Source organism: Pseudomonas sp. TH49 (assembly GCF_016650625.1).
In the GTDB taxonomy this organism is placed as follows: Bacteria; Pseudomonadota; Gammaproteobacteria; order Pseudomonadales; family Pseudomonadaceae; genus Aquipseudomonas; species Aquipseudomonas fluorescens_H.
Window position 1 is genome coordinate 1,221,713 of the sequence record NZ_JAEKFL010000002.1, and the last position, 17,964, is coordinate 1,239,676.

Here is a 17,964-nt window from a genome sequence, read left to right on the forward strand (position 1 = left end):
GCTTATGCTTTGGCTTTGACGCCTTGGTCCACAGGCTTCGGCGCGTTGCCTTCACCGTAGGTTTTCAGGTTCTGCAGCACGTAGATCGCCTTTTTGTATTCGGGGATCAGGTTCTTGCCGTACGCATTGCCATTGAGGCCATTGGTCTGGATCGCGTCGAGCTGGGTGGCGAAATACTCCAGCGCATTGAATTTGGCATCGACGTCTTTGGTCACGCCGAACCGGTCGAACTTGTCGCCGGCGTTCATCAACGTAAAGGACGTGATCTCCGAAATCAGCCCGCGGCCACGCAGGAAGGCACTCAGATTGCCCAGTTGCTTGACCGAGGTGTTCGCCGGATCAAAGCCCTTGATGTTCTTGCGCAGGCCCTGCTTGTCCATTTCAGCGGTGTTCAGCGCGTTCGGATCGTTGCCGACCATGGTCAGCATCTGTTGCACCTTGACGCTCTGCGCCACCTGCTTTTTCGCGCCTGTATTGCGAACCAGCACCCCTGCCTTGCTCTCCCAGCCGCCGACAATGCCGATCGTCATGAGAAGACTCCCTGTGAAATAACCATGAAATGTCCTTGCTGGACCACTCGAATGCCGGGAAGTATCTACCGGCCCAGTGATGGCACCAACCCTTTTAGTGCGGTCGCTTACAATTTCTGTACATTCTAGATACAAATCGCCAGACGTTCACTGTGACGCGGCTTCATGGCAGTTTGACGATAGCTGCCGATTCCTTTTTCACCCCGATTGACGTGCCGGTGAATTCATTTGTATCGAGGTCGATACGCCCTTCTGTCAGCCCATCGCTTTCTTGCACGAAAGTACCTAAAGCTTCGCCGTTCGCCGACGATACGCTGGTGTAATCCCGCCGTTTTTCCCTCGACCCACAATAAAAAATCGCAGCTCAAGGACCGGTATCCATGCCCGCATTCCGCACCATTCAGGCTCGCTACACGCTGTTTCTGGTTCTGTTCATCCTGCTGCTGTCGGTGCTGACTGTGGTCGGTATCAGCCAACTGGTCGCGCCCAAGCTGCGCCAGACCGAAGAACAGGTGGTACTCAACCGCATCGCCGAAGTCGCCGAACAGATTCAGGGCGAGTTGAACAAAGTGCAGTCACAGCAGCGCAGCATTACCCAGACCATTCCGCTGCTCGACAGCGCGGCCATCGATACGGTGCTGCCGGGGCTGGTGGATCAATACGGCGAGCAGAAAGTTTTCGGTGGCGGGATCTGGCCATTGCCGGGCCAGCGCGAAGCCGGGCGCAACAAATTCAGCACCTTCTGGCACCGCGACGCCTCGGGCAAACTGGCGGTCAACACTTTCTGGAACAGCGACGCCGCCCCCAACTACTACGACCAGAGCTGGTACAAGGGCGGCATGCAGACCCCGCGCGGCCAGTGCGCCTGGGCTGCGGCCTATAAGGATGATGCGAGCGCCGAACCGCGCACCAACTGCGCCATGGCGATCCAGAAAAACGGCGCGGCATGGGGCGTATCGACCATCGACGTGACGCTGGGCTTCTTCAATGATCTGGTGGCGCGCAAGGAAAAAGACCTGAACGCCGAAATGCTGATCGTCGAGGCCGACGGCAAGATCATCAGCAACAGCTCGCGCATCAGCGGCCCGATCGTGCTGAAGAACATCAGTGAACTCGCCGCCGGCTCGACCTTCGCCAGTCAGGTCAAGGCTGGCCTGCAAAACCGTGATCAGGCGCAACGCGTCGAGTTTGACAACAACGGCGAAGCCAGCACCTTCTTCATGCGCCCGATCGAGGGCACGCCGTGGTTCCTCGCTACCGCCCTGCCGACCAAGATGCTTACCGCCCAGCGCGACGACGTGCTCAGCAGCCTGAGCCTGTTGCAGATTCCGCTGGTGATCCTGCTGGTGCTGTTGCAGGTCTATGCGATCCGCCAACTGGTTTCGCGGATGAAAGCCCTGAAGGCCAACATCGACTCGCTGTCCAGCGGCGATGCCGACCTGACCCGCCGCATCACCATCCGCGCCGAAGACGAACTGGGCGCCATCGGCCACTCGGTCAACACCTTCATTGCCTACCTGCAAAACATGATCGGCGAAGTGACGCAGGCCACCGGTGCCATGGCCTCGAGCCTCGATGACCTGCAGCGTACGTCGGCCAACACCAGCCAGATCCTGCTGCGCCACGCTTCGGAAACCGATCAGACCGTCACCGCCATCACCGAGATGAGCTCGACCGCCGAAAGCGTTGCGCAGAACGCGGCTGAAACCGCAGCGTTCACCCAGCGCGCCAACGAAAACGCCGACCGTTCGCGGGTCGTGGTCGGGGAAGCGACCAACAGTGTGGTGGCCTTGATCGACGAGGTGGCCAGTGCCACCCAGAAAGTCGAAAACATGCAGCAGGATGCGCAGCGCATCACCGAAATTCTCGGGGTGATCGGCGCGATTGCCGGGCAGACCAACCTGCTGGCGCTCAACGCTGCTATTGAAGCCGCGCGTGCCGGTGAACAGGGCCGCGGCTTTGCCGTGGTCGCCGATGAAGTCCGCGCCCTCGCCGCCCGCACCCAGGCCAGCACCTCGGAAATCAACGAGATGTTGACCCGACTGACCCAAGGCGTGAGTTCGTCGGTCGCCGCGATGGAAAACACGCAGGCCAGTTGCCAGTCCGCCGCTGACGCCACGGCGCGGGTCAACTCGGGCCTCGATGAAATGGCCGGTTCGGTCAGCCACATCAACAGCCTCAGCACCCAGATCGCCACCGCTGCCGAACAGCAAAGCGCGGTCACCGAAGAGATCAACCGCAGCATGGTGCAGATCCGCCACATGGTCGAAGAACTGGTGCACAGCGGCCAGGCCAGCGAACTTAACACCCGCCAACTGCTGGAAGCCAATAACCGGGTGAGCGCGATCATGGGGCGGTTCAAAGTCCGTTGATTCCGCTACCAGTCTATTGTGGCGAGGGAGCTTGCTCCCGCTGGGTCGCGAAGCGGCCCCAACTCTGGCAGCGGAATAAACAGGAAGCCGAAATTGACCGATTGGCGACTGCTACGCAGCCGAGCGGGAGCAAGCTCCCTCGCCACAGAGCGCATCTCCATTCTGCCTGACAGATTTGTAATCTCCCGCTCAGCAGGCTGTCAGGCTTGATCCATGATCATCCTGCCAGCCTGCCTTGTATCAACTTGAAACACTCCGTTGATGCCCGGCAGGATAATCCGGTCAAAATGGCCGTTTGAAAAATGACCTGTAGTGAGGGGATTTATCCCCGACAGGCGCGAAGCGCCTCTCCTTTCAGGCCCGCTGCGCAGGCCATCGGGGCGGTGCGACGTTTCGCTGAATCCCCTCACTACAACTGCTCATCACTGGATTGTCTGCGAGTCGAGAACCCTCATGCGAAACCCTTTGCGAATCGCCGCCCTCAGCGCCCTGCTCCTGTCCTCCCTGGCCCAGGCCGCCGAGCTGATCCCGATCGAAGTGCATCGCGACGCCAATTGCGGCTGCTGCAAGAAATGGATCAGCCATCTCGAAGCCAACGGCTTCAAAGTCGAAGATCACGTCGAAAGCGACATGAGCAGCTTCAAGCAGCAACACGGCGTGCCACCGCGCCTCGGCTCTTGCCATACCGCGCTGATCAACGGCAAGTTCGTCGAAGGCCATGTGCCGGCTGAACAAGTGCTGGCCCTGAGCAAGCGCGACGATCTGCTGGGTATCGCCGCTCCGGGTATGCCCATGGGTTCGCCGGGCATGGAAATGGACGGTATGAGCGATGCCTATCAAGTGATCGGCCTGAAAAAGGACGGCACGGATGTGGTGGTGGCGGACTACCCGGCCCACTGATGGCTGCCGGTTACGTCGGGCTGTTCGCGGCGGCGTTCGGCGCTGCGACGCTGTTGCCGCTGCAATCCGAAGCGCTGCTGGTCGGTCTGATCGCCAGTGACCGTTACTGGCTCTGGGGCCTGCTGGGCGTGGCGACGCTGGGCAATGTCCTCGGTTCGCTGGTCAACTGGTGGCTGGGACGCGGCCTCGAACGCTTTCAGAATCGACGCTGGTTTCCCGTCAACCCCAGACACATGGCCACCGCGCGCAAACATTATGAGCGCTACGGACATTGGTCGCTGCTGCTGAGTTGGTTGCCGGTGATCGGCGATCCGCTGACCCTGATTGCCGGCGTCATGCGCGAACCGCTGGGGCGCTTTCTGCTGATCGTCACGCTGGCCAAAGCTGCGCGCTACGCCGTGGTGGCGATGCTGACCCTGGGCTGGCTCGGTTGAACATTCACGCCACGGCGTTGCATGTGGTTAACGTCGCCCTAATCCGGGCGTTCCAGCATCGGTCGATTTCCATGGAGTTTGCCCTTATGTCCGTCACGCTCACACGCTGGCTGCCCGGCCTGTTCCTCAGCGCAGCGCTGCCGCTATTGGCCCAGGCGGCCGTGCCCGGCGAAGCAGCGCCCGACAACGCCCCGAACGACGCCCCGACCTATGGCCCGGAGCTGCAAGGGTTCCAATACCCCTACACACTCAAGCACTTTGCCTTTGAGTCACAGGGCAAATCCCTGCAGATGGGCTACATGGACGTTGCCGCCCAAGGCAAGGCCAACGGTCGCACCGTGGTGCTGATGCACGGCAAGAACTTTTGCGCCGCCACCTGGGACAGTTCGATCAAGGCCTTGAGCGAGGCCGGGTACCGGGTCGTCGCGCCGGATCAGATCGGCTTCTGCACCTCCAGCAAACCTGACAACTATCAATACAGTTTCCAGCAACTGGCGACCAACACTCATCGCCTGCTCAAGACGCTCGGCATCCAGAAAGCCTCGCTGCTCGGCCACTCCACCGGCGGCATGCTCGCCACACGCTACGCGCTGCTGTTCCCGGATCAAGTCGAACAACTGGCGCTGGTCAATCCGATCGGTCTGGAAGACTGGAAAGCCCTCGGTGTGCCCTATCGCACCGTTGATCAGTGGTATCAGCGCGAACTGAAAGTCACCGCCCAAGGCATTCGCGACTATGAGCGCACCACCTATTACGACGGCCGCTGGAAACCCGAATTCGACCGTTGGGTCGACATGCTCGCCGGCCTGAGCAATGGCCCGGGGAAAACCCGGGTGGCGTGGAATTCGGCGCTGATCTACGACATGATTTTCACCCAGCCGGTGTACTACGAGTTCAAGGACCTGAAGATGCCTACCCTGTTGCTGATCGGCACCTCTGATACCACGGCCATTGGCAAGGATCTCGCTTCCCCCGAGGTCAAGACGAAAATCGGTCACTATGACGTGCTCGGCAAACAGGTCGCCAAGCTGATCCCACAGTCGACGCTAGTGGAATTCCACGGCCTGGGCCACGCGCCGCAGATGGAAGAACCGGCAAAATTTCATCAGGCCTTGCTCGGCTGGCTGAACAATTCCAATCCCGTTCGTTGATGAGGTAAGGCTGATGGCGGTGCAGATTGCAGTAATCGATGACTGGCAGGACGTGGCACGGGGCGTGGTCGACTGGTCGGTGCTCGACAGCATCGGCGAAGTCAGCTTCGTGCATGACTACGCGGCGGACAACGCCGTGCTGGCCGAACGACTGGGCAAGTACCAGGTGATCTGCGTGATGCGCGAGCGCACGCGTTTCGACCAGGATCTGCTGCAGCGCCTGCCGAACCTCAAGCTGCTGGTCACCGGCGGCATGCGCAATGCGGCACTGGATATGCAGGCGGCCGCCGGTCTCGGCATCAAAGTCTGCGGCACCGACAGCTACAAGCATGCGGCACCGGAACTGACCTGGGCACTGATCATGGCCGCCACGCGCAACCTGGTGAATGAAGCCAACTCCTTGCGCGCCGGTGGCTGGCAGCAAGGGCTGGGCGGCGACTTGCATGGCAAGACCCTGGGTATCCTCGGTCTTGGCAGCATTGGCCAGAAGGTCGCGCAATTCGGTCAGGTGTTCGGCATGCGCGTGATTGCCTGGAGCGAAAACCTCACCGCCGAGCGCGCGCAGCAGGCCGGCGTGACCTACGTCAGCAAGCAGGAATTGTTCGAGCAGGCCGACGTGCTCTCGGTGCACCTGGTACTCAGCGAACGCAGCCGCGGGTTGGTCGATGCGCAGGCGCTGGACTGGATGAAAAACACCGCGCTGCTGATCAACACCGCGCGCGGGCCGATCGTCGATGAAGCGGCGCTGATCAAGGCATTGCAGAAACACAAGATCGCCGGGGCGGCGCTGGATGTGTTCGATCAGGAGCCGCTGCCTGAACTGCACCCGTTTCGCACACTGGAGAATGTGTTGGCCACGCCGCACGTGGGGTATGTGAGTCGGCAGAACTATGAACAGTTCTTTGCGCAGATGATCGAGGATATTCAGGCTTGGGCGGCGGGTAGCCCGCTGCGCCTGTTGAACTGATCGTCATTGCTGGACGGCGGTGGCCCGACTGACGCCTTCGCGAGCAAGCCCGCTCCCACATTGGAAATGCGTCGTACACAAATCAACTGTGGGAGCGGGCTTGCTCGCGAAGGGGCCTTAATAGACAACACATCAACAAACTGTCCGCACCACAACAGTGCAACCTCCTTCCCCGCTAGCACAGAAACGTGACCGACCAGTCACCGTTTTGGCCCCTCCATAGAAAAAAACCTGCACTTCGTCGGTGCGTTCAGCCCTGCACACCACGTCTTTCACCGCCTGCAAACCGATTGTCGAACAATTTACCCATTTGCTCTCGCCCGCTCTAGGATCTGGCCTAGACTGATTTTCGCGGGGTTAGACCAGTCGGTCACTGCACGTAAAAAAAGTCGAAACTTTTGCGTGAAGCGGCGGGTCATCTGCAACACAGGGGCAACGTGACTGGTGCAATCCTTGCAACGCCCCCTTCACCCATTCTGCTTGCGCGTGTTGGGTAGCGTTTGCTCACCGATGCGTGGCGCGTTTGCGCCCGGCCACAGGATTTGGCCATGGATATGGCTTGTTCCAGACAAGAAACAGATCAACGAGACGGGAGATTCATATGATCAGTGCGGCATTGGATATTCAGGGAGAGCGTGCTCAGCAGTCGGTTGGCGAATCGAGCACGGTGAGTCTTCCCGGCAGCCGGTCGATCAACGTCCCGGGCACCAAAACGCTGACGCCGGTCGCCAGCCAGAATCCCAACAAGAAGAAAGTGTTGTTCGTGACCTCGGAAATCGCCGATCTGGTGAAGACCGGTGGTCTGGGTGACGTCTCCGCCGCCCTGCCCCGCGCCATGGCGCACCTGCACGATGTGCGCGTGTTGATCCCCGGTTATCCGCAGGTGATGCACAGCGAGAACCCGATCCATATCATCGGCGAACTCGGCGGCCATGCCGCGCTGCCCCCGTGCAAGATCGGCCGCATGGACATGCCGGACGGGCTGGTGATCTATGTGCTGATCTGCCCTGAACTCTATGAACGTGAAGGTTCGCCGTACGGTGCCAATAACGGTCGCGACTGGCCGGACAACCATATTCGTTTCGCCCGCCTGGGCCTGGCCGCTGCCGACATCGCCGCCAACCTCGCACAAATTCACTGGTGCCCGGATCTGGTGCACGCCCACGACTGGCCTGCCGGCCTTGCCCCTGCTTATATGCACTGGCGCGGGCAGCGCACGCCGACCCTGTTCACCATTCACAACCTGGCTTATCAAGGCGTGACCAGCCTCGGCTCGTGCCCGGAACTCGGCATCCCGACCCATGCCCTGCAACAGGAAGGCATGGAGTTCTACGGCAAAATGTCGTTCCTCAAGGCCGGCATGGCCTATTCAAGCCACATCACCACGGTCAGCGCCACCTACGCCCAGGAAATCACCACCCCGGATTTCGGCTGCGGTCTGGATGGCTTTCTCGCCGCCAAGACCCAGCAAGGCTTGCTCAGCGGCATTCCCAACGGCATCGACGAGAGTTGGGACGCGGCCACTGATCCGCACCTGTTTGCGCCGTTCGCCATCGGCGACTGGGAAGGCAAAGCCGTCAACGCCGCCCATGTGCGTGAACTGTTTGGCTTGAAAGATTCCACTGGCCCGCTGTTTGCCGTGGTCTCGCGCCTGGTCTATCAGAAAGGCCTGGACCTGACTGAAGCAGTCTCCGAGTACATCGTGCAGAACGGCGGCCAGATCGCGATCATCGGCCGTGGCGAGCCGGAAGAAGAACAGGCCATGCGTGAACTGGCGCTGCGCTTCCCCGGGCAGATCGGCGTGCGCATCGGCTTCAATGAGACCGATGCCCGGCGCATGTTCGCCGGCAGTGATTTCCTGCTGATGCCGTCGCGTTATGAGCCCTGCGGCCTGAGCCAGATGTACGCCCAGCGTTTCGGCTCGCTGCCGGTGGCGCGCAACACTGGCGGCCTGGCCGACACCATCGAGAATGGCGTCACCGGTTTCCTCTTCGACGAATCCACGGCCGACAGCTACCGCGAAGCCCTGAGCCGCGCGTTCAAGGTATTCGCCTTCCCCGACCTGCTCAATGCCATGCGCTGCCGGGCGATGGCCGCGCCGTTCAACTGGTGCAAAGCGGTCGAACCCTATGCCGAGCTCTACGAACAACTGGTCGCCAAGGCGCTGGGTAAAGCCGGCCACAAATAACTCACGGAGCTTTTCACGATGCCGTTAAGGACCCAAGAAAACTGGCCCCACGGCGCGATCATGCAGGACGCCGAACACACTCAGTTTGCGCTGTGGGCACCGGATGCGTTTTACGTCAGTGTCGAACTTGAAAATGGCCAGTCCTTGCCGATGTTACCGCAGACCGATGGCTGGTTCGTGATCAAGACCCGGTGCCCGGCGGGCACCCGTTACCGCTTCAACATCGATGGCGAACTGGAGGTGCCCGACCCGGCCTCCCGTGCTCAGGACGGCGACATTGACCGCTACAGCGTGGTGGTCGATCCGCTGGCTTATCAATGGCGCCACACTACCTGGCATGGTCGGCCGTGGAGCGAAGCGGTGATTTACGAGTTGCACGTCGGTGCACTCGGCGGCTTTGCCGAAGTCGAACAGCATCTGGCGCGCCTCGCCGAACTGGGCATCACCGCTATCGAATTGATGCCGCTGGCGCAATTCCCCGGCACCCGCAACTGGGGCTACGACGGCGTGTTGCCCTTCGCTCCGCAAGCCTCCTATGGCACCCCGGAACAGCTCAAGCATCTGATCGACAGCGCTCATGGCCATGGTCTGGCGGTGATTCTCGACGTGGTCTACAACCACTTCGGCCCCGACGGCAATTTCCTTGGCCGCTACGCCAAGGGCTTTTTCCGCGAAGACAAACAGACCCCATGGGGCGCCGCAATCGATTTTCGCCGCGATGAAGTTCGCGAGTTCTTCATCGAAAACGCGCTGATGTGGCTGTTTGAATATCGCTTCGATGGCCTGCGTCTGGACGCGGTGCATGCGATAGAAAGTCCGGATTTCCTGCCCGAACTCGCCCAGCGTATTCGTCAGCAGACTGATCCGGCTCGCCACGTCTGGCTGACCGTGGAGAACGAGCTCAACCAGTCGAGCCTGCTCGAATACGACTACGACGCGCAGTGGAACGACGACGGCCACAATGCCCTGCATGTGCTGCTGACCGGCGAAACCGACGCCTATTACGCCGACTACGCGCTGCAACCTACGGAACAACTGACGCGCTGTCTGAGCCAGGGTTTCGTGTTTCAGGGCCATATCACCCGCCACGGCGAGCCCCGGGGCGAACCGAGCGAACACCTGCCCTCCACCGCTTTCGTGCTGTTCCTGCAGAACCACGACCAGATCGGCAACCGTGCCTTCGGTGAGCGCCTGCATCACCTCGCCGATCCACGGGCACTGCGGGCTGCCACGGTGCTGTTGCTGCTATCGCCGATGATCCCGCTGATGTTCATGGGCGATGAATACGCCGCCGAGCAACCGTTTCTGTTCTTCACCAGCCACCACGGCGAACTCGCCGAATTGGTGCGCGAGGGACGTCGCAACGAGTTTTCCGGGTTCGCCGCGTTTACCGATCCGCATAAACGCGAGCAGATCCCCGACCCGAATGCCGAGGAGACCTTCCACGCCTCGCAGCCCCGACTGATTGGCAGCGGCACCGCAAAACAGCAGGAAACCCTCGCGTTGTACCGGCAACTACTGCAATTGCGCCACCGCTACATCATTCCCAATCTGTCCGGCACCCAGGCGCTGGGCGCGCACATGCTCGGCTTCGGCGCGGTCACTGCGCGCTGGCGCCTGGGCGATGGCAGTCAGCTGCGAATTGACCTGAACCTCAGCGATACGCCAGTGGTCAACCCTGCACAGACCGACGCCGTGTGGTTGTTTCAGCAGCCGCCTGCAGACGATTTGTCGGAACCGGGCATCCTCGCCCCGTATTGCGCGCTTGTCAGCCTCACGGCCGCAACCCCCTTGCAACCTCTGGATGGAGAGCGCCTATGAGCGATGCGCAACTGGAAATACTCGCAAGCCGCGCCGGCCTTGCCGTCGACTGGATCGACGCCAACGGCCGTCCGCAGAAAGTCGCCCCGGCAGTACTGCGCAATGTCCTCACCGGCCTGGGCCATCCGGCCAATACCGCCCAGGAAATCGACGCCAGCCTGTTGCAACTGCAACAGGTGCAGCAGGATCGCCACCTGCCCCCCCTGCTGACTGCAGACGTTGGCGTCGGCGTTGATCTGGCCCGCTACTTCGAACCTGAAACCCCGTGCGAAATCCATCTGGAAGACGGCTCGCGGCTGAACCTCAAGCTCGACGCCGAAGCCGTGCTGCCGGGGCTGATCCCGGTCGGCTATCAACAGGTGCACATCGCCGATCAGTATTTCACCCTGGCCGTGGCGCCGGAGCGTTGCTTCAGCGTTGGCGATGCGGTGGACAATCCGATCCCCCGTGTGTGGGGCCTGAGCGCGCAACTGTACGGTCTGCGCCGCCCCGGCGACGGCGGTTTCGGCGACACTCAGGCATTGGAAGAGCTGGCCCGAGTGGCCGGCGAACGCGGCGCCGATGCGCTGGCGATCAGTCCGTTGCATGCGATGTTCAGCGCCGACACCGGGCGCTACAGCCCCTATTCGCCGTCCAGCCGGCTGTTCCTCAATTCCCTGTATGCCGCACCGGGCGCGATCCTTGGCGAACGGGCGTTGCGCGATGCGATCGACGCCAGCGGTCTGGCCGAGCAATTCAGGCAACTGGAAGACCTCAAACTGATCGATTGGCCGGCCGCCGCCGATGCCAAGTACAAATTGCTCCAAGCCTTGTACGACGGCTTCGTCACGGGCGAGCATCCGTTGCATGCCGACTTCGCCAGTTTCCGCCATGCCGGTGGTGAAGCGCTGGAAAATCACTGCCGCTTCGAAGCCATTCAGGAAATGCGTGCCGACCGTGGCGAAAGCCTCGACTGGCGGCAGTGGCCGGAGCACTGGCACGAACCGCGTGGCGCCGCCCTCGAAGCGTTTGCCGAAGAATACGCCGAGCGCATCGGCTACTTCGCCTTTTGCCAATGGCTGATCCATCGTTGCCTGGAGCGTGCGCAAACCGCTGCGCGCGGCGCCGGCATGCGCATCGGCCTGATCGCTGATCTGGCAGTCGGTGCCGACGGCGCTGGTAGCCAGGCGTGGAGCTTTCAGGACGAACTGCTGGCCTCGCTCACCGTCGGTGCACCGCCGGATATTCTCAACCGCTCCGGTCAGGGTTGGGGGATTTCCGCGTTTTCCCCCGAAGGCCTGATCCGCAACGGCTTTCGCGCTTTCATCGACATGTTGCGCGCCAACTTCGCCCATGCCGGCGGGCTGCGCATCGACCATGTGATGGGCCTGCAACGCCTGTGGGTGATCCCCAACGGCGCCGCACCGGCCGATGGCGCTTATCTGTATTACCCGTTTGACGATCTGTTGCGGCTGCTGACCCTCGAATCCCATCGGCACCAGGCCATTGTCCTCGGTGAAGACCTCGGCACCGTGCCCGACGGCCTGCGGGAAAAACTCAGTGCGCGCTCGATACTCGGCATGCGCGTGCTGCTGTTCGAACAGGACAACACCCGTTTCAAACCGATTCTCGACTGGCCGGATAACGCCCTGGCGACCACCACGACCCACGACCTGCCGACGCTCAACGGCTGGTGGCATGGCCGCGACATCGACTGGAACTCGCGTTTGGGCTTCGTCGATGCCAACGGTGAAATTGAATGGCGCCGTCATCGCCAGCGTGAACGCGAAGGCCTGCGCGGTGCGCTGAGTCAAGACCCGCAGAACTTTCGCGAAGAGTCCCACGAAGCCGATCAAGTGGTGGATGCCAGCGTGCGCTTCCTCGGTCACACCCGCGCGCCGCTGGTGCTGCTGCCACTGGAGGACGCGCTGGGCATCGACGAACAGGCCAACCTGCCCGGCACCATCGACAGCCATCCGAACTGGTCGCGGCGTTTGCCTGGCAACAGCGAAGCGTTGCTCGATGGCGTCGATGCTGCGCGGCGTCTGGAACTGCTGGCCTGCGCGCGCCTGCAAGCTGCCGAGCGTGACCAATGAACCAGACGCTCATCCAGCCACTGCGCGCGACCCTGCGCCTGCAATTTCACAAGGGCTTCACCCTGGAACAGGCAGTGCCGCTGGTGCCGTACTTTGCCCGCCTCGGCATCAGCCACATTTATGCCTCGCCGCTGCTCGCGGCCCGCGCCGGTTCGATGCACGGCTACGACGTGGTCGACCCGACCCAAGTCAACCCGGAGCTCGGCGGCGAGCCGGCGCTGCGACGTCTGGTCAGCACCCTGCGCGAACATAACATGGGGCTGATCCTCGACATCGTCTCCAACCACATGGCCGTCGGCGGCAGCGATAACCCCTGGTGGCTCGATCTGCTGGAATGGGGCCGACTCAGTCCTTACGGCGAGTTCTTCGACATCCAGTGGCACTCGCCGGACCCGTTGATGGAAGGCCAGTTGTTGCTGCCGTTTCTTGGCAGCGATTACGGCATCGCCCTGCAGGAAGGCACGCTGAAATTGCGCTTCGATGCGCAGCAAGGACGCTTCCACGTCGAGCATTACGACCACCACTTCCCGATCTGCCCGAATGACTACGGCGAGCTGTTAAAACCAGTCGAGGCGCTGAAATCCCTGGCCGATCGTTTCAGTACCCTCAGCTACCAGACCGACGCGCATGCGTTGGCGATGCCGCTCAAGGAAGAACTGAAAGAGCTGGCGAGCGATCCGCAGATCCTCGCCGCGATCGAGGAAAGTCTCGCGCATTACGACTCCACCACCGCAGAAGGCTTCGACAAGCTGCACCAGTTGCTCGAGCGCCAAAGCTACCGTCTCGCCAGTTGGCGCACCGCAGCGGATGACATCAACTGGCGGCGCTTTTTCGACATCAACGAACTCGGCGGCCTGCGCGTCGAACGTCCGGCCGTGTTCGAAGCGACCCACGGCAAGATCTTCCAGCTGATTAGCGAGGGGCTGGTCGACGGTTTGCGCATCGACCACATCGACGGCCTCGCCGATCCGCGTGGCTACTGCCGAAAACTGCGGCGGCGCCTCGACTTTCTCGCGCCGGGCCGGCACTTGCCGATCTACGTCGAGAAGATTCTCGGCGCCGGCGAAACCCTGCGCACCGACTGGGCAGTGGATGGCAGCACCGGTTACGAGTTCATGAATCAACTGTCGTTGCTGCAACACGATCCCGACGGTGAATACGTGCTCGGCGATCTGTGGCAACGGCGCACCGAGCGCCCGGCGGCGTTTATCGAAGAAGCGCAACTGGCGCGCCAGCAGATCCTCAACGGCTCGCTGGCCAGCGACTGCGAAAGCGTTGCCCAGGCGCTGCTGCAAGTGGCGCGCGACGATTTGATGACCCGTGACCTGACCCTCGGCGCGATCCGCCGGGTGTTGCAGGCGCTGATCGTGCATTTCCCGGTATACCGCACTTACATCAGCGCGCTCGGTCGCTCGGCGCAGGATGAACAGTTCTTCCAGCAAGCCATGGACGGCGCGCGGCAGACGCTGGGCGAAGGCGACTGGCCGGTGCTTGACTGCGTGGCGGCCTGGCTCGGTGGCACGCCCTGGCGGCACAAGCCGCGCGGGCGCTCGCGCAAGATCCTCAAGCACGCCTGTGTACGCTTCCAGCAACTGACCTCACCGGCAGCGGCCAAAGCCGTGGAAGACACCGCGCTGTATCGCTCGGCGGTGCTGCTGTCGCGCAATGACGTCGGCTACAACACTGAGCAGTTCAGCGCGCCGGTCAGCGACTTCCATGCGGTCAATCAGCAACGGCTGGCGGCGTTCCCCGACAACCTGCTGGCCACTGCGACCCACGATCACAAACGCGGCGAGGACACCCGCGCCCGCCTGGCGATTCTCAGCGAACGCAGCCACTGGTACGCCGAGCAGGTCGAGTTGTGGCGTGCCCTCGCCCGGCCGTTGCGCGACGATGATCAAGTGCCGTCGTCCGGCGATGAACTGATCCTTTATCAGGCGCTGCTGGGCAGTTGGCCGCTGCAATTGCGTGACGACGATCAATCAGGTTTCAGCGAATACGCCGAGCGCATCTGGCAGTGGCAACAGAAAGCTCTGCGCGAAGCCAAGCTGCAAAGCAGCTGGAGTGCGCCCAACGAGGCCTACGAAAACGCAGCGCAGACGTTCACCCAGCGACTGCTCACCGGTGCAGAAGGCGAACTGCTGCGCGCCGCGCTGAGCAAGACGGTCAACAGCATCGCTGCGGCCGGCGCCCTCAACAGTCTGGCGCAAACCTTGCTGCGCATGACCGTGCCGGGGGTGCCGGATCTGTATCAGGGCAACGAGTACTGGGACTTCAGCCTGGTCGATCCGGACAACCGCCGACCGGTGGATTACGCCGCACGCGAGCAGGCTTTGGACGGACACGCGCCGCTTGAGGAACTGCTGGCGAACTGGCGTGACGGGCGCATCAAGCAAGCGTTGATCGCCCAGGTGTTGAACCTGCGCGCCGCACACGCCGAGCTGTTTCGCCGGGGCTCGTATCAAGCCCTTGAGGTGCTGGGCGAGCAGGCGCACAACGTGCTCGCGTTCGCCCGTGAGCACGAGGGCGACTACGCCATCGTGATCGTGCCGATCCGCTGCGCGACGTTGCTGGAAAACAGTGCCGTGCCGCAGGTGGATGCGCTGCGCTGGGGCGATACGCGAGTGGTTTTACCGTTCGCCGCCTCTGACACAAACCTGAAGGGACTTTTTCACAGCAGCGCAGTCACAAAAAACAGGGAGCTGAACGTCAGCGCCGCGCTGGGGGATTTCCCGGTCAATCTGTTTACCCAACTCTTTAAGTAACGACGAGTTCAGTTCAGGAGCATTGCGATGAGTACCGACGATAAACGCATCCGCGAGTTTGCCTATCAGATCTGGGAATCCGAGGGCAAACCTGAAGGTCATGAAGCGCGTCATTGGGAAATGGCGCGCAAACTGGCCGAAGCCGAGGCTCTGGCGCCGAAGAAGTCGCCCAAAGCCGCTGGCAGCAAAGCCGCCGGCAAAGGCCCCGACAGCAAGGCCCCGGCGGCCAAGCCCAAGCCTCCGGCGGCGGCCAAAGCCAAACCGGCAAGCGCCGCCAAAGTCGTACCGCCGGGTGAAAAGCCCGCCGAGAAAAAGCCGCGCGCCCCACGCAAGCCCCCGGCCAACTGACCCACCCGGAATATTGAACTGAATCACTGTGTGGCGAGTTCGCTCGCCACCGAGGGCCAACTCGTCCTCAAGAAACCCCAAACAACCCCTGTCAGGGAGAGATGTCTGTGGTGAGGGGATTCATCCCCGATCGGCTGCGAAGCAGTCGCAGGGCCGCTGCGCGACCCATCGGGGATAAATCCCCTCACCACAGATTCTGTTCCCACAGTTGATCCGTTATCCGAACCAACCCGTTTTGCAGGAGCAATCATGTCCAGTCCAAAAAAAAAGGCCGAGCCCGCAGCGCACGCTGAGCCATCGAGAATCCGTGAAGGCCTGCCCTTCCCGCTCGGCGCAACCTGGGATGGTCTGGGGGTGAACTTTGCGCTGTTTTCCGCCAACGCCACCAAGGTCGAACTGTGCATCTTCGACGATGCCGGTGAAGTCGAACTCGAACGTATCGAACTGCCGGAATACACCGACGAGATTTTCCACGGCTATCTGCCCGACGCCCATCCGGGGCTGATCTACGGCTACCGCGTCTATGGCCCGTATGACCCGGCCAATGGTCATCGCTTCAACCACAACAAACTGCTGATCGACCCTTACGCCAAACAATTGGTCGGCCAGTTGAAATGGTCCGAGGCGTTGTTCGGTTACACCATCGGCCACCCCGACGCCGACCTCAGCTTCGATGAACGTGACAGCGCGCCGTTCGTGCCCAAGTGCAAGGTCATCGACCCCGCGCACACTTGGGGCAACGACCACCGCGTCAGCGTGCCGTGGGACAAAACCATCATTTATGAAACCCACGTACGCGGCATCAGCATGCGTCACCCCTCGGTGCCAGAGAACGTGCGCGGTACATTTGCCGGTCTGATGGTCGATGACGTGCTTGAGCACATCCGCAAACTCGGCGTATCGAGTGTGGAATTGCTGCCGATCCATGCCTTCGTCAACGACCAGCACCTGCTGCACAAGGGCATGACCAACTACTGGGGCTACAACAGCATCGCCTTCTTCGCCCCGGATCCGCGTTACCTGGCCAGCGGCAAGATCGCCGAATTCAAGGAGATGGTCGCGCACCTGCACGAGGCCAATCTGGAAGTGATCCTCGACGTGGTCTACAACCACACCGCCGAGGGCAACGAACAAGGCCCGACCCTGTCGATGCGCGGCATCGACAACGCCTCTTACTACCGCCTGATGCCGGACGACAAGCGCTTCTACATCAATGATTCCGGCACCGGAAACACCCTCGACCTCAGTCACCCGTGTGTGCTGCAAATGGTCACCGACTCGCTGCGCTACTGGGCCAGCGAGATGCACGTCGACGGTTTCCGCTTCGACCTGGCGACCATTCTCGGGCGCTATCACGACGGTTTCGACGAGCGTCACAGCTTCCTCGTCGCCTGCCGGCAGGACCCGGTGCTGCGTCAGGTGAAAATGATCGCCGAGCCTTGGGACTGCGGCCCCGGTGGTTATCAGGTCGGCAACTTCCCGCCGGGCTGGGTCGAGTGGAACGACAAATTCCGCGACACCGTGCGCGCGTTCTGGAAAGGCGATGACGGCCAGGTAGCTGACTTCGCCAGCCGCATGACCGCGTCCGGCGAGATGTTCAATCAGCGTGGACGGCGGCCTTACTCGTCGGTGAATTTCATCACCGCGCATGACGGTTTCACCCTCAACGATCTGGTGTCGTACAACGACAAGCACAACGAGGCCAACGACGAAAACAACCAGGACGGCAGCAACAACAACCTGTCGTGGAACCACGGCGTCGAAGGCCCGACCGACGATCCGGAGATCAACGCACTGCGCCACCGGCAGATGCGCAACTTCTTCGCCACGCTGCTGCTGTCACAGGGCACGCCGATGATCGTCGCCGGCGACGAATTCGCCCGCACCCAGGACGGCAACAACAACGCCTATTGCCAGGACAGCGAGATCGGCTGGGTCAACTGGGATCTCAGCGAGGACGGCAAGGCGCTGCTCAAATTCGTCAAACGCCTGATCAAGCTGCGTATGGCCTATCCGATCCTGCGCCGTGGGCGTTTCCTGGTCGGCGAGTACAACGAGGACATCGGCGTCAAGGACGTCACCTGGCTCGCGCCGGATGGCACCGAGATGACCACCGAACACTGGCACGACGCGCACAACCGCTGCCTGGGCATGCTCCTCGACGGTCGCGCACAGGAAACCGGGATTCGCCGCAAAGGTGCCGACGCAACGTTGCTGCTGGTGGTCAACGCCCATCACGACATCGTCAATTTCAGTCTGCCGGAAGTGCCGGAAGGCAGTTTCTGGACCTGCATGGTCGACACCAATCAACCGGCGGTTCGCGGTCAGGAACGCTTCGAGTTCGGCCATGAATATTCGGTCACCGGCCGTTCGTTGCTGCTGTTCGAACTGCAACGCGAAGAAGAAGACTGAT

11 protein-coding genes and 2 pseudogenes are annotated in these 17,964 nt (G+C 61.7%); 12 read left to right on the forward strand and 1 reads right to left on the reverse strand.

Going from position 1 to position 17,964, the window contains the following annotated elements; genetic code table 11:
• Positions 1-2: 2 nt before the first annotated feature.
• Positions 3-530 (reverse strand): hypothetical protein, encoded by a 528-nt coding sequence (locus JFU48_RS22975; protein WP_003224565.1) that lies wholly within the window; start codon positions 528-530, stop codon positions 3-5.
• 380 nt (positions 531-910) lie between these two features.
• On the opposite strand from JFU48_RS22975, the pseudogene JFU48_RS30640 reads away from it, so the two are divergent.
• From JFU48_RS30640 to glgX, 12 genes and pseudogenes are all read left to right on the forward strand, one after another.
• Positions 911-2,041, forward strand: a pseudogene (locus JFU48_RS30640) (HAMP domain-containing protein); the annotation flags it as partial.
• Positions 2,042-2,374: 333 nt separating this feature from the next.
• Positions 2,375-2,902: pseudogene (locus JFU48_RS30645) on the forward strand (methyl-accepting chemotaxis protein); the annotation flags it as partial.
• 453 nt (positions 2,903-3,355) lie between these two features.
• Positions 3,356-3,802 (forward strand): DUF411 domain-containing protein, encoded by a 447-nt coding sequence (locus tag JFU48_RS22985; RefSeq protein WP_201137769.1) that lies wholly within the window; start codon positions 3,356-3,358, stop codon positions 3,800-3,802.
• The gene (locus JFU48_RS22990) at positions 3,802-4,236 is read left to right on the forward strand and encodes a YqaA family protein (protein WP_103483316.1); all 435 of its coding nucleotides are present in this window, start codon (positions 3,802-3,804) and stop codon (positions 4,234-4,236) included. The genes JFU48_RS22985 and JFU48_RS22990 overlap by 1 nt, the downstream gene beginning before the upstream one ends.
• 86 nt (positions 4,237-4,322) lie before the next feature.
• Complete coding sequence (locus JFU48_RS22995) at positions 4,323-5,387, forward strand: alpha/beta fold hydrolase (protein ID WP_201137770.1); 1,065 nt, start codon at positions 4,323-4,325, stop codon at positions 5,385-5,387.
• A gap of 13 nt (positions 5,388-5,400) precedes the next feature.
• On the forward strand, positions 5,401-6,354 hold the full coding sequence (locus JFU48_RS23000) for a D-2-hydroxyacid dehydrogenase family protein (RefSeq protein WP_201137771.1): 954 nt from the start codon (positions 5,401-5,403) through the stop codon (positions 6,352-6,354).
• Positions 6,355-6,955: 601 nt separating this feature from the next.
• Entirely contained in the window at positions 6,956-8,542 is a 1,587-nt protein-coding gene (glgA, locus tag JFU48_RS23005) for a glycogen synthase GlgA (protein ID WP_103521785.1), read from the forward strand.
• An 18-nt stretch (positions 8,543-8,560) separates the two neighbouring features.
• The gene (gene treZ, locus JFU48_RS23010) at positions 8,561-10,363 is read left to right on the forward strand and encodes a malto-oligosyltrehalose trehalohydrolase (protein WP_201137772.1); all 1,803 of its coding nucleotides are present in this window, start codon (positions 8,561-8,563) and stop codon (positions 10,361-10,363) included.
• Positions 10,360-12,438, forward strand: a complete 2,079-nt coding sequence (gene malQ / locus JFU48_RS23015) for a 4-alpha-glucanotransferase (protein WP_201137773.1) — start codon at positions 10,360-10,362, stop codon at positions 12,436-12,438. The genes treZ and malQ overlap by 4 nt, the downstream gene beginning before the upstream one ends.
• Entirely contained in the window at positions 12,435-15,203 is a 2,769-nt protein-coding gene (locus JFU48_RS23020; protein ID WP_201137774.1) for a malto-oligosyltrehalose synthase, read from the forward strand. The genes malQ and JFU48_RS23020 overlap by 4 nt, the downstream gene beginning before the upstream one ends.
• 27 nt (positions 15,204-15,230) lie before the next feature.
• Positions 15,231-15,551 (forward strand): DUF2934 domain-containing protein, encoded by a 321-nt coding sequence (locus JFU48_RS23025; RefSeq protein ID WP_201137775.1) that lies wholly within the window; start codon positions 15,231-15,233, stop codon positions 15,549-15,551.
• Between the two features lie 249 nt (positions 15,552-15,800).
• Positions 15,801-17,963, forward strand: coding sequence for a glycogen debranching protein GlgX (gene glgX / locus JFU48_RS23030; protein WP_003224541.1), 2,163 nt, complete (start codon positions 15,801-15,803; stop codon positions 17,961-17,963).
• Position 17,964 lies beyond the last annotated feature (1 nt).

Bases quoted from the DNA above. Each gene is read 5' to 3' on its own strand.
- treZ (WP_201137772.1), top strand. From the start codon at position 8,561: ATGCCGTTAAGGACCCAAGAAAACTGGCCCCACGGCGCGATCATGCAG.
- JFU48_RS22995 (WP_201137770.1), top strand. From the start codon at position 4,323: ATGTCCGTCACGCTCACACGCTGGCTGCCCGGCCTGTTCCTCAGCGCA.
- glgA (WP_103521785.1), top strand. From the start codon at position 6,956: ATGATCAGTGCGGCATTGGATATTCAGGGAGAGCGTGCTCAGCAGTCG.
- JFU48_RS23025 (WP_201137775.1), top strand. From the start codon at position 15,231: ATGAGTACCGACGATAAACGCATCCGCGAGTTTGCCTATCAGATCTGG.
- JFU48_RS22985 (WP_201137769.1), top strand. From the start codon at position 3,356: ATGCGAAACCCTTTGCGAATCGCCGCCCTCAGCGCCCTGCTCCTGTCC.
- malQ (WP_201137773.1), top strand. From the start codon at position 10,360: ATGAGCGATGCGCAACTGGAAATACTCGCAAGCCGCGCCGGCCTTGCC.
- JFU48_RS22990 (WP_103483316.1), top strand. From the start codon at position 3,802: ATGGCTGCCGGTTACGTCGGGCTGTTCGCGGCGGCGTTCGGCGCTGCG.
- JFU48_RS22975 (WP_003224565.1), bottom strand. From the start codon at position 530: ATGACGATCGGCATTGTCGGCGGCTGGGAGAGCAAGGCAGGGGTGCTG.
- JFU48_RS23020 (WP_201137774.1), top strand. From the start codon at position 12,435: ATGAACCAGACGCTCATCCAGCCACTGCGCGCGACCCTGCGCCTGCAA.
- JFU48_RS23000 (WP_201137771.1), top strand. From the start codon at position 5,401: ATGGCGGTGCAGATTGCAGTAATCGATGACTGGCAGGACGTGGCACGG.
- glgX (WP_003224541.1), top strand. From the start codon at position 15,801: ATGTCCAGTCCAAAAAAAAAGGCCGAGCCCGCAGCGCACGCTGAGCCA.